We start from the raw sequence: 11,175 nt of genomic DNA on the forward strand, positions 1-11,175 counted from the left end.
GTACAGGTCTGCTTCAATGAGCGCCTGTCGCGCGGTCTTGATCTCTTTTTCCGGCCTGTGGAGTTGATCGGCCACATCCTTAGGAGTGCGCCCCATTTCGATAAGGCGGTTGATCAGCTGTCCGTCACCGATCCAGTCATAGTCGAGCTTGGTCTCAGGGACGCCTTGCAGGCTTGCCTCAATATCAACGATCTCGTCTGCAGAAGCATCAGCCGGGAGGATCATCAACTCGACGTAGGTGAGGCCGAGCTCTCGCATCCCTGCCAGACGGCGATTGCCGTTGACGATTACGCCGGAGCTCGTTGCGAGTAGCGGGTCAATCTGCCCGTCCTTCTTCAGAACGTCGATGACCGGAACGACTGAGTCAGCAACGCCACGCCGCGAAAGCCTTGCCAAGATATCGTGCTGAACCTGCTGGACGCTTTCGATCTCCTGGCCAGACAGGAAATAGTCCGCAGGCAACCCTTCTCTCGCAAGGTACTCGTGCTGGTCGGTGTAGGTACGGAAGTTCTCCATCCGATACACCGGCAGATCGATTGGCACGCGTATGATTGGCAGCTCGTAGAGCTTGGCACGAAAATGGTGGAACGGCAGCGTGCGCTCGGGCGATCTAAGCGCCTTTGCGATCAATGCTTCGCGCTCCGCCGGCGCAGTCAAAGCAATCTCGTAGCCCATGCCCCAAGCTCTCTTATTCGAATGCGATCAACAAAATCGGGACGGTGATCACGCGATCGAAGGCGGTCATCTCCTTGCACACCCGCTCGGCATTCGCGACATTGCTTCCAATTATAGCCGCAGCTGCGCGTGTCGGGACTGCCAACGCCGCAGCTTCGATCCTGTCGCTTTGAAACAAATGCTGAAGCTTCAGCAGGTCGTAAGGCGCTCGGCTGATGTTCCCCGTCTGGAGCTGGAACGCCAGATCATCCTTCATCGCCGAAATGGTCAGGTTGAGATCCTGATCGATCTTTACGTCTTGCCCCCACCCTTCATTCCGAAACTCGGTCGCAATATGCTGCCTTATCGCGGGAGTGCACCTGCTTTTCAGCTTGATTCCCGGCGCTTCGAATATGTCTGTGATCCACTCGAAGAGATCGCGCTTCTGCCACTCCGCCCCGCCATTTCGGTGTTCGTGAGTGAAGGCTAATCTCATTCGCCAGACCTCTCGTTCGGGTTGTATATCGGCTTGTTCATCGGGCGGGTTCGGAGGATACCTGCTTCAAGCTGCGCAACCCGGTCAAGGGCAACATCAACATATTCTTGCATTAAATCGCAGCCGAAAGCGTTTCGTCCATTCTTTAGAGCGGCGATAGCCGATGACCCGACGCCCATGTAAGGATCGAGTACATTATCACCCGCGTCGGTCAGACTGAGAACAAGTCGCTCCACCAACCCGACAGGAAACTGACACGGATGATTGGTTTTCTCAACGTGGTTCGCCTTCACGTTGGGGATTTCCCAGATGTCGGAAGGGTTCTTGCCCAAGGGGTTGCTGGATAACTCTCCGCGCCTCGGGCCCTTGAAGTGTTTTTTGAAAGGGTACTTCGAAGGCACACGAACCGGATCGAGATTGAATGTGTAGTCATCCCCCTTGGTAAACCAGAGGATCGTCTCATACCGGCCAGAGAACCGTCGCTGGCAATGGAGTCCGTGACCAAACGTCCATACGATCCGGTTCCGAAGCTTCAGACCGTGGTTCTTGAAGAGCTCGTAGAGCAAGATGTCGAGCGGATATATCTCCCCGTCATCAACGTGATTGCCGACTTGCCAGCAGATAGACCCTTGCGGATGAAGGAGGCGTTCGGCTTCAGCGATCGTGGCCGCTTGTTGCTTGATATACAGGTCGATCGACGTTCGGCTCTCATATGCCTTTCCGATGTTGTACGGAGGCGACGTCACAATCAGCTTCATGCTCTCGTCGTCCTGCGACCGCATGAACTCAAGATTGTCCTGGCACTCGATCTGGACGGTGAGGGGCCGCTGCAACGCAATCACGTTTGGCGCAGCGTTATGCGGCTCCGGCCGAAAGGCCCGTTCACCAATCAGCTTGGCAGTCGGCTTCGCTGTCCGGCGCGATTTTCGCATAGAGAATTCCTCGTTCATGTGCACATGTTCTTTGTTTGTTCCTATGCCAAATTCAGCACCGCGAGTCTACCTTGGAGCAAGATCGCGACGACCTCGCAATGGCATGACCGACACAAAGCACAGATATCAGGACAGATCTAGCCTTATTCGAATGGCCAGTTGCTCGGATACACCGCTCCACCCCAATGCAAAGCCAGGTACGTTGAAACTTGAGTGCGCTGCCCTTCGGGCAACCTGCTCTATCCGCTGCGCGGACCGGGCCTGTCGTCCCGGCCCATCCGGGTGACGATCAGGAGCGCGGCAAGCGGAGCGGGAGTTCCCGGAGGACGCGCTCGGTCCCGCGCTGCGCGCTCCTGCGGGCGCGGTGTTCTTGTGCTGACCCGCAGGCGCTCTTGCCTCTCTCATTGCCGGACGCCCGCTGGCCCACTTGGCCCGCGCGCAGGGCGTCCGGCGGCTTCGCGCCGTGCAAGGGCGTCGTTTCTTTGTGCGGATCGCTGGCGCGATCCTTGACGCGGGAACACCAAGGGCTTTGCCCTCTCGTTCCCGAAACCCCAATAGATGCCTCCGTGTGGCGGGCTTCGCCCGCTGGCCCGCGCCAGGGCATCGATTGGGGTTTTCCCTCCCCCTCCCATCCTCGCCGGAAGGCAGGCCGTCATGGCAGAGCCATGCCTGCCAGCCGTTACGATGGTGCCACGCGGCGGCGGCGCGACTAATCCTCGGCGTAGGGCGCTGGCGGCGTCGTGGGCGTGCCGGAGCAGTAGGCACCCCATGCCTCCATCAGCCTGACGCGCATGCCAGGCTTCTCCTTGGTGCCGAGATAGGTCGTGCGGCGATAGGCAGCCTGCACTGCGTCGGGTGTCTTGTGGGCGAGTGCCGCCTCGACCACCGCGTTCGGGTAGCCTTCGTTCGCCGCCCAGTCGGTAAAGGCCGAGCGGAACCCGTGGACGTGGAAGGGTTCCTGCATGTCGCGCAGCACCTTGAGCAGCGTCATGTCGGACATCGGATTGCCTGCCGTGCCGGGGAAGACGACGTCCGTGCCCTCAATGCGCAGCGCGTCGGCCTTCTTCAGCACCGCGAGCGCTGCATCGGACAGCGGGACGTCATGCGCCCTGCTCCGCTTCATATGCTCGGCAGGAATCGACCAGATGCGTTCCTCCAGGTCGAACTCAGACCAACGCGCGAGACGGACTTCCTGTGATCGCGTGCCGGTCAGGATCAGCAGATCGAGCGCCAGACGTCCGAAGGACGGCTTGCGCCGCAGCGCGATCAGGAATGACGGGATAGCGACATAGGGCATCGCCTTGCGGTTCTGGGTCTGCTTGATCTGTCTGGGTAGGCCCCTCCCCGCCTTCAGGCTGTTGTTGCCGGACGGTGCCTCTGTCGAGCGCCAGCCCCTGGCATGCGCGAAGTCGAGCACCGCGCAGATCCGGTTGCGCACCTGGCGCGCGGTGTCGGGTATCTCCTGCCAGATCGGGGTGAGTACCGCGATGATATCGGCAGTCGTCACGCTTCCGGTCGGCTTGTTGCCCAGTTTGGGGAAGACATAGTTCTGGAGGCTCGCGAGCCATTGGCGGGTGTAGACCTCGCTTTTCCAGCCCGCCGCGTTTTCCGCATGATACAGGAGGGCCGCTTCCCTGAAGGTCACCTTGGCTGCGGCCTCGTCCTTCCTTTCGGCGAGCACATCGCGCTTTTCGACCTTCACGGCCAATCGGAGCTCATTGGCCTTCTCGCGCGCTGCCGCCAGCGTCACGAGCCTGGCACTGCCGATCCCGATGTCCCTTCGCTTGCCGTCCTGCTGGACCCGGAGATTCCAGTAGGCACCGCCGCGCTTGTCCACCTTGAGAAACAGACCGTCACCATCCTGATAGGTGCCGGGATTCGCGAGAGCCGTTCTGACCCCTACCGCCGAGAGTTTTCCCATCGATTTCTCCCCCACACTTTTCCGCATCGCGGCGAGGAACCACAGTGTGGGGGTAAGGGCTTTTACCCCCACATTACCCCCACACTGGGCGTCGGATGGGCATGGATCGCGACGGATTTGTGTGGATGGCGAGAGGCAATATACCGCAGAAAACCAAGGATTTCCATGGATTTTGGGGTATGCCGGAAGAAAGGGGGTTGGTGGACAGGGCTGGATTCGAACCAGCGTACGCTCTCGCGGGCAGATTTACAGTCTGCTGCCATTAACCACTCGGCCACCTGTCCACACATTCCCTGTGCGATTGGCCGTTCCGAAGAGGGCCGTTTCTGCCGAGAGGCGGTCCCTTGAACAATTCGCGCTTGCCTGTCAATGGCGACAGGACGAAAAGCTTGATCCAGCCACCCCGGCGACCTGTTCGCCCAAGAAAGATACAACCCAAGATGGCCAAACGCGGCGCACGCAACCGTAACCGCAAGGCGGGACTCGAAGGCGGCAAGCTGCCGCGATTCTGGGGGACGCACGCCTGCGAGGCGGCGTTCGCCAATCCCGAGCGGCAGATTCGCTGGATCCGCGGCACGCGCGAGGCGCTGGCGCAATTCGATCTGCCCACGGGCGTATCGGTCGAATATGCCGATGTCGCCGATCTCGCCCGGCTGGTCGCGCGCGATGCGCCGCACCAGGGAATCGTGATCGAGGTCGAGCCGCTCGACGACATGCTGCTCGGCGACGTGCTCTCGGGCGATCCGCTGCGTCCGCTGGTGGTGCTCGACCAGGTCACCGATCCGCACAATGTTGGCGCGATCTTCCGCTCCGCCGCCGCGTTCGATGCCGCCGCGATCATCACGCAGGACCGGCACGCGCCGCCCGAATCGGGGACGATCGCCAAGGCCGCATCGGGCGCGCTCGAGATCGTGCCCTGGGTGCGCGTGGTGAACCTGTCGCGCGCGCTCGAGGAAATGGCCGATGCCGGATATTGGCGCATCGGCCTCGCCGGAGAGGCTGAAGACACGCTGGCCGAGGTGCTGGGCACCGGACCGATCGCGCTGGTTCTGGGGGCCGAGGGCGAAGGCCTGCGTCACAATGTCGCGGGGCATTGCGATGTGCTCGCGCGGCTGCCGATCAGCAGCGCGATGGAGAGCCTCAATGTTTCGAACGCGGCGGCCATCTCGCTCTACGCGATTCGGATGGACCGGGGAGAGGGCTGATGCGCGCTGGGGGGCGGATGGGAATGCGGATACTGGCGGTCGCCGCCGCCGCCTGGATGCTGACCGGGTGCCTGCTGTCCCCGGGCAAGTTCACCGCCGACATGACCGTGCTGCGCGGCGGGGGTTTCAGCTTCGCCTACAAGGGCGATATCCATCTGCTCGGCCTGTCGCAGCTGATCGCGATGGGCGCAGCGCTCGACGACAGCAAGGCCGAGTTCACCCCCAGCCCCTGTTATGGCGAGCCGGCAGAGGTCGACGCGGCAGTGCTCAAGACCGCCTATGTCCAGGAAGAGCAGGGCTCCGAGGACAGCGAGGACTGGGCCGAGGAGGCGCTCGAGCGTGAATGCACGCCTGCCGAGATCGACAGCCAGAAGGAAGCCTGGGAAGAACAGCGTGCGGCCAAGAAGGCCGAGGACGCGAAGAATATCGAGATCTTCAAGGCGATGCTCGGCGGCATCGACCCCACCTCGCCCGACGCGATCGACGAGTTCATCACCCGGATCAAGAAGCAGAAGGGCTGGCGCGAGGTCGTGCACAAGGGCGACGGGCTGTTCACCGTCGATTATGCGATCTCGGGCCGGATCGACCAGGATTACAGCTTCCCGACGATCGAGAAGGTGCAGGGCATCACCCCGTTCATCGTCGCCACCGCGCGCACCAACAACGCCGTGCGCATCGACGCGCCTGCCTTTGCCGCAGGGGGGCAAAGCAGCTTCATGGGCGGGAATATGGGCGGCCTGATGTCGATCCTGCAGGCGGTGGGATCGTCGAGCAACAGCGAAGAGGCGAAGATCTTTGCCAATCTGCCCAAGCCCGACGGCATGTTCACCCTCCGCACCGATGGCGAAATCCTCACCAACAACACCGAGGACGGCCCCAGCGTCTCCGGCGCGCTGCGGGTGCTCGAATGGAAGGTCAATGCCAGGCGCGAGCGTGCGCCCGAGGCGCTGATTTCGCTCACCCCGGCCTGAGACCGGGCGCTATCTGGTTCAAACGGGTCGCACCTGTGCAAAGGACCGAGACATGAAATTCGTGCGAATCCTCGCCGCGCTGGCAGCGCCGCTGCTGCTGACCGGCTGCCTGCTCTCCCCGGGCAAGTTCACCTCGACGCTCGATCTGAAGCGCGATGGGACCTTCACCTTCACCTATGTCGGCGAGATCGTGGTGACCGACATGTCGCCGCCGCCCGCCGAGTTTTCGCCCAGCCCCTGCTATAGCGACGACACGGGCGACGAGCGCGAATGCACCGAGGCCGAACTGGCGCAGCAGCGCAAGGATTTCGACACGGCGCAGGCCGAAAGCAAGGGCGAGACCGGCATGGCCGCCAGTGCCATGGGCGGCGAGATGGGCGGGCTGGGCAGCGACGAGAGCATCGCCGAGCTGGTCGAGCAGCTGAAGAAGCAGCGCGGCTGGAACAAGGTCAGCTATCGCGGCAACCGCATCATCGATGTCGAATATTCGATCACCGGCAACAGCGCGCATGGTTTCGCCTTCCCGCTGGTCGATGGCGGCAATGCGATCATGCCCTTTGTCACCATTATCGCCCGCAAGGACGGCAGCGTGAAGGTCTCTGCCCCCGCCTATTCGGGCGAAGCGGGCGGGCGATGGCGGGTGCAGCCGATGCCAAGGGCAAGCCGGGCCAGCCCAAGCCCGAAGGCACGTTCACCATCACCACCGATGGCCGCATTCTCACCAACAATACCGAGGACGGCCCGACCATGGCGGGCGCGAACGCGACGCTGAAATGGATCGTCAACAGCCGCCTGTCCAAGGGCCCGGAGGCGCTGATCGGGCTTGCCGGTCAGTAAGCGGTCGCGTAGCGGTCCGGGGATGATCGGACCGCGATATGTCATCGGTGCGCTGGGCGCGCTGGCCGTTATGACCGTGTCGGGATGCATCGAGCGTCCCGAAGAACAGCTGCTGCGCCCGCCCGCCGAGCTTAACCGGGTGATCGAAGCGCTGGGCGGCCGCTCGGCCGGCGCGATCGCCAGCGAGGCGCGGCGCGGATCGCAGCAGCTGGTGCGACGGTCGGCGCGGCTGACCGCACCCGTGCTCGCGCGCGCGATCCGACATGGCGAGAGCCAGGCCGCGCGCGCCGGTGCCAAGCCCATCCCCGCCGACATGCAGAAGCTGCTCGCGCCCCATTTCAGGCCCGAGACGCTGTCCGCGACCCGCTGGACGGTGGGCACGGGGCGGGTCGATCTGGGCGCGATCGTGACCGAACAGTTCATGGACGAAGGCGCCATCGCGCTGAACCGCCAGGTGGTTTTCTCCAGCGCGCGGCTGACCGAGAATGTCTGGATGTGGGCGCACGAGCTGGCGCATGTCGAGCAGTACCGGCGCATGGGCATCGATCGCTTCGCTGCCGCCTATATTGCCGACTGGCGCGTCATCGAGCGCGAAGCCACCCGGCGCGCGGACCAGGTGACGGCGGCCATCCGCAAAAGCGCGGGCTGACACCGGCGACAAAAAGAAAGGCGGCACGATGCGCGCCGCCTTCCGATGTTTCTAGCATTTCAACCGGGGAGGGTAAGATGCGACCCCTGCCCGCTCAAAGCATCTGCGGCACCCTGACAGGATGCAGGGCAGAAGCGATCAGTTGACCGCGTCCTTCAGGCCCTTGCCCGCCTTGAACTTCGGCTGGGTCGAGGCCTTGATTTCCATCTTTTCACCGGTGCGCGGGTTGCGTCCGGTCGATGCCTTGCGCTTGCTGACCGAAAAGGTGCCGAAACCGACGAGACGGACTTCGCTGCCCTTGGCGAGTGCGCCGCTGATCGAATCGAACACGGCTTCCACCGCCTTGCTGGCGTCGGCCTTGGTGATGCCAGCCTGTTCGGAAACTGCCGAAATGAGATCGTTCTTGTTCATGCCGTGGGAACCCCCTGATTTTTGTTGAATATTGCTGAATCGCGGCTTTGAGGGGGCTGAGTAAGAACCGATTTGACCGGACTGTCAAAGGGAAAAGCGCGCATTTCCGGGCGTTTTGTCGCAATGTTACCGTAATGCGACCCCCGATGCGCGCTTCCCTTTCAGATGCTGCATTGCACCATGCAAATCAGTGTTTCACGGCTGCTTCCGCGATGTCTGTTGCGGCTACCGGCGGCTGCGCCGCAAGCTCGTCCGCCTCGGTCCAGTCGATCGGCACGAGCGGATCGACCAGGGCGACGCGCAGCACCTCGTCGACATGGCTGACCGGGATGATCTTGAGCCCCTGTTTGGCATTCTCGGGGATCTCGGCCAGGTCCTTCTCGTTCTCCTGCGGGATCAGCACCGTGGTGATGCCACCGCGCAGCGCCGCGAGCAGCTTTTCCTTCAAGCCCCCGATCGGGAGCACGCGACCACGCAGCGTGACCTCGCCGGTCATCGCGACATCGCGGCGTACCGCGTTGCCGGTCAGCGTCGAGATGATCGAGGTGACCATGCCGATGCCCGCCGAGGGGCCATCCTTGGGCACCGCGCCTTCGGGCAGGTGGATATGGATGTCCTTCCGCGCGAAGATGCTGGGCTTGATGCCATAGGCCGGCGCGCGCGCCTTGACGAACGAGAAGGCCGCCTGCACCGATTCCTGCATCACCTCGCCCAGCTTGCCGGTGGTCTTGATCGCGCCCTTGCCGGGCACGGTCACCGCCTCGATGGTCAGCAGTTCGCCGCCCACCTCGGTCCAGGCCAGGCCGGTCACCGCGCCGATGTCGTTCTCCGCCTCGCCGATGCCATGGCGGAACTTGCGCACGCCAGCGAACTCGGACAGGTTTTCGGGCGTGATCACCACGGCCTTGTCCTTGCCCTCGAGGATGCGACGCAGCGACTTGCGCGCCAGCCGAGCGATCTCGCGCTCGAGCGTGCGGACGCCCGCCTCGCGGGTATAATAGCGGATCAGGTCGCGCAGGCCTTCCTCGGTCAGCTCGAACTCGCCGGCCTTGAGGCCATGCGATTCCACCTGCTTGGCGATCAGGTGCCGCTTGGCAATCTCGACCTTCTCGTCCTCGGTATAGCCTTCGAGCCGGATGATCTCCATGCGGTCGAGCAGCGGCTGCGGCAGGTTCAGGCTGTTCGCGGTGGTCACGAACATGATGTCCGAAAGATCGATGTCGATCTCCAGATAATGGTCCTGGAACTTGGTGTTCTGTTCGGGGTCGAGCACCTCGAGCAGCGCCGAGGCCGGATCGCCACGGAAGTCCTGGCCAAGCTTGTCGATCTCGTCGAGCAGGAACAGTGGATTGCTGGTCCCGGCTTTCTTGAGATTGTTGACGATCTTGCCCGGCAGCGAACCGATATAGGTGCGCCGATGGCCGCGGATCTCGGCCTCGTCGCGCACGCCGCCCAGTGACTGGCGCACGAACTCGCGTCCGGTCGCCTTGGCGATCGAGCGTCCGAGCGAAGTCTTGCCGACGCCCGGAGGGCCGACCAGGCACAGGATCGGGCCCTTCAGCTTGTTGGTGCGCGCCTGGACCGCGAGATATTCGATGATCCGGTCCTTGACCTTTTCCAGCCCGAAATGGTCGTCGTCGAGGATCGTCTGCGCCTCGGCGATGTTCTTCTTGAGCTTCGATTTCTTGCCCCAGGGCAGACCGAGCAGCACGTCGAGATAGTTGCGCACGACCGTCGCCTCGGCCGACATCGGCGCCATGCCGCGCAGCTTCTTGAGCTCGGCCGTCGCCTTGGCCTTGGCCTCGGGCGAGAGCTTCAGCTTCTCGATCTTCTCGGCGAACTCGTTTACGCCGTTGCCGTCGTCGCCATCGCCATTGCCCAGCTCGGACTGGATCGCCTTGAGCTGTTCGTTGAGATAATATTCGCGCTGGGTCTTTTCCATCTGGCGCTTGACGCGGCCGCGGATCTTCTTCTCGACCTGCAGCACGCCGAGCTCGCCCTCCATGAAGCCGAACACCATTTCCAGCCGCTTGACCGGATCGTCCTCGGTCAGCAGGCTCTGCTTGTCCGCGACCTTGACCGAGATGTTCGCGGCCACCGCGTCCGCGAGCTTCGACGCGTCGTCGATCTCGGCCAGCTGCACCGCGGTTTCCGCCGGCAGCTTCTTGTTGAGCTTGGCATAATTTTCGAATTGCTCGACCACCGAACGCATCAGCGCATTGACATCGGTACCGCTGACGGCGCGTGCCGGAATGGTCTCGACCTCGGCGAGCACATGATCGCCGCTGGTCTCGAGCCGGTTCAGCCGCGCGCGCTCGCCGCCCTCGACCAGCACCCGCACGGTGCCGTCGGGCAGCTTGAGCAGCTGCAGCACGGTGGCGACCACGCCGATGTCGTAGAGATCATCGCGATCAGGATCGTCGCGCGCCGGGTCGAGCTGCGCGACGAGGAAGATTTCCTTGTCCTGCTCCATAGCGCGTTCGAGCGCAGCGACCGATTTGTCGCGGCCGACGAACAGCGGCACGATCATCTGCGGAAACACCACGATGTCGCGCAGGGGCAGCAGGGGATAGGTCTGGAACATGGTCAATTCGGTTCAATCCATCTGGGGTTGGTCACCGGGCATCCGGTGGCATCTCACCGGCCTATATGGTTGCCGGGTCTATCCACGACAAGCGATCCTGCACCCACCCAGGTTAACGCATTCAGAACGGAAGCTTGAAGCCGGCGGGCAGCGGCAGGCCCTGCGCCATCTTGCTCATTTCTTCCTCGCTCGCGCGATCGGCCTTGGTGCGGGCATCGTTGAACGCGGCGGCGATCAGATCCTCGAGCATCTGCTTGTCGGCAGGCACCATCAGGCTGTCGTCGATCGAGACGCCCAGGATGCGGCCCTTGGCGGTCGCACGCACCTTGACCAGGCCGCCGCCCGCTGCGCCTTCGACCTCGATCGATTCCAGCTTGGCCTGCGCCTCGTTCATCTGGCGCTGCACGGTCTGCGCCGCTTCCTGCGCAGCCGCCATCATCTCTTCCATGCTTTTCATGCCTTGGCACTCCGTGTTGGCAGGGTTTCGTCTCCATGTGGGGAGATTTCCGCCGCAG

General features: G+C 63.0%; 11 protein-coding genes and 1 tRNA gene. 4 read left to right on the top strand and 8 right to left on the bottom strand.

The annotated features are described in order from the left end of the window. From DM995_RS04210 to DM995_RS04230, 5 genes are all read right to left on the bottom strand, one after another. A partial coding sequence (locus DM995_RS04210; protein ID WP_198669247.1) for a ParB N-terminal domain-containing protein occupies positions 1 to 675 on the bottom strand: 675 nt, incomplete at its 3' end. Between the two features lie 13 nt (positions 676 to 688). Continuing rightward, positions 689 to 1,150: a BglII/BstYI family type II restriction endonuclease gene (locus tag DM995_RS04215; RefSeq protein ID WP_116968604.1), complete on the bottom strand. Its 462-nt coding sequence runs from the start codon at positions 1,148 to 1,150 to the stop codon at positions 689 to 691. After that, entirely contained in the window at positions 1,147 to 2,100 is a 954-nt protein-coding gene (locus tag DM995_RS04220) for a DNA-methyltransferase (protein WP_232824048.1), read from the bottom strand. Before DM995_RS04220 ends, DM995_RS04215 begins: the two co-directional genes overlap by 4 nt. A 691-nt stretch (positions 2,101 to 2,791) precedes the next feature. After that, positions 2,792 to 4,003, bottom strand: a complete 1,212-nt coding sequence (locus tag DM995_RS04225) for a tyrosine-type recombinase/integrase (protein WP_116968605.1) — start codon at positions 4,001 to 4,003, stop codon at positions 2,792 to 2,794. Between the two features lie 198 nt (positions 4,004 to 4,201). Next, positions 4,202 to 4,287 (bottom strand) — tRNA-Tyr (locus DM995_RS04230). A 156-nt stretch (positions 4,288 to 4,443) separates the two neighbouring features. Here DM995_RS04230 and rlmB point away from each other — a divergent pair. The 4 genes from rlmB to DM995_RS04250 all read left to right on the top strand — a co-directional run bounded on the left by rlmB (position 4,444) and on the right by DM995_RS04250 (position 7,665). After that, positions 4,444 to 5,208, top strand: a complete 765-nt coding sequence (rlmB, locus tag DM995_RS04235; protein ID WP_023837865.1) for a 23S rRNA (guanosine(2251)-2'-O)-methyltransferase RlmB — start codon at positions 4,444 to 4,446, stop codon at positions 5,206 to 5,208. Positions 5,209 to 5,231: 23 nt separating this feature from the next. Then, positions 5,232 to 6,179 (top strand): hypothetical protein, encoded by a 948-nt coding sequence (locus tag DM995_RS04240; RefSeq protein WP_157973067.1) that lies wholly within the window; start codon positions 5,232 to 5,234, stop codon positions 6,177 to 6,179. 52 nt (positions 6,180 to 6,231) lie between these two features. Continuing rightward, positions 6,232 to 6,951, top strand: coding sequence for a hypothetical protein (locus DM995_RS04245; protein WP_116968607.1), 720 nt, complete (start codon positions 6,232 to 6,234; stop codon positions 6,949 to 6,951). A gap of 87 nt (positions 6,952 to 7,038) precedes the next feature. Further along, entirely contained in the window at positions 7,039 to 7,665 is a 627-nt protein-coding gene (locus DM995_RS04250; protein WP_116968608.1) for an eCIS core domain-containing protein, read from the top strand. Positions 7,666 to 7,803: 138 nt separating this feature from the next. On the opposite strand, the gene DM995_RS04255 is transcribed toward DM995_RS04250, so the two are convergent. From DM995_RS04255 to DM995_RS21640, 3 genes are all read right to left on the bottom strand, one after another. After that, positions 7,804 to 8,076: an HU family DNA-binding protein gene (locus tag DM995_RS04255; RefSeq protein ID WP_017671429.1), complete on the bottom strand. Its 273-nt coding sequence runs from the start codon at positions 8,074 to 8,076 to the stop codon at positions 7,804 to 7,806. A 187-nt stretch (positions 8,077 to 8,263) separates the two neighbouring features. Further along, positions 8,264 to 10,660, bottom strand: coding sequence for an endopeptidase La (lon, locus tag DM995_RS04260; protein WP_023837861.1), 2,397 nt, complete (start codon positions 10,658 to 10,660; stop codon positions 8,264 to 8,266). A 121-nt stretch (positions 10,661 to 10,781) separates the two neighbouring features. Next, positions 10,782 to 11,117: a YbaB/EbfC family nucleoid-associated protein gene (locus DM995_RS21640; protein ID WP_023837859.1), complete on the bottom strand. Its 336-nt coding sequence runs from the start codon at positions 11,115 to 11,117 to the stop codon at positions 10,782 to 10,784. Positions 11,118 to 11,175 lie beyond the last annotated feature (58 nt).

Origin of the sequence: Blastomonas sp. UPD001, assembly GCF_003426715.1 — a bacterium.
In the GTDB taxonomy this organism is placed as follows: Bacteria; Pseudomonadota; Alphaproteobacteria; order Sphingomonadales; family Sphingomonadaceae; genus Blastomonas.

Excerpts from the sequence above, each read along its gene's own strand:
- DM995_RS04240 (WP_157973067.1), top strand. The coding sequence starts at position 5,232 with ATGCGGATACTGGCGGTCGCCGCCGCCGCCTGGATGCTGACCGGGTGC.
- rlmB (WP_023837865.1), top strand. The coding sequence starts at position 4,444 with ATGGCCAAACGCGGCGCACGCAACCGTAACCGCAAGGCGGGACTCGAA.
- DM995_RS21640 (WP_023837859.1), bottom strand. The coding sequence starts at position 11,117 with ATGAAAAGCATGGAAGAGATGATGGCGGCTGCGCAGGAAGCGGCGCAG.
- DM995_RS04225 (WP_116968605.1), bottom strand. The coding sequence starts at position 4,003 with ATGGGAAAACTCTCGGCGGTAGGGGTCAGAACGGCTCTCGCGAATCCC.
- DM995_RS04220 (WP_232824048.1), bottom strand. The coding sequence starts at position 2,100 with ATGAACGAGGAATTCTCTATGCGAAAATCGCGCCGGACAGCGAAGCCG.
- DM995_RS04245 (WP_116968607.1), top strand. The coding sequence starts at position 6,232 with ATGAAATTCGTGCGAATCCTCGCCGCGCTGGCAGCGCCGCTGCTGCTG.
- DM995_RS04255 (WP_017671429.1), bottom strand. The coding sequence starts at position 8,076 with ATGAACAAGAACGATCTCATTTCGGCAGTTTCCGAACAGGCTGGCATC.
- DM995_RS04250 (WP_116968608.1), top strand. The coding sequence starts at position 7,039 with ATGATCGGACCGCGATATGTCATCGGTGCGCTGGGCGCGCTGGCCGTT.
- DM995_RS04215 (WP_116968604.1), bottom strand. The coding sequence starts at position 1,150 with ATGAGATTAGCCTTCACTCACGAACACCGAAATGGCGGGGCGGAGTGG.
- lon (WP_023837861.1), bottom strand. The coding sequence starts at position 10,660 with ATGTTCCAGACCTATCCCCTGCTGCCCCTGCGCGACATCGTGGTGTTT.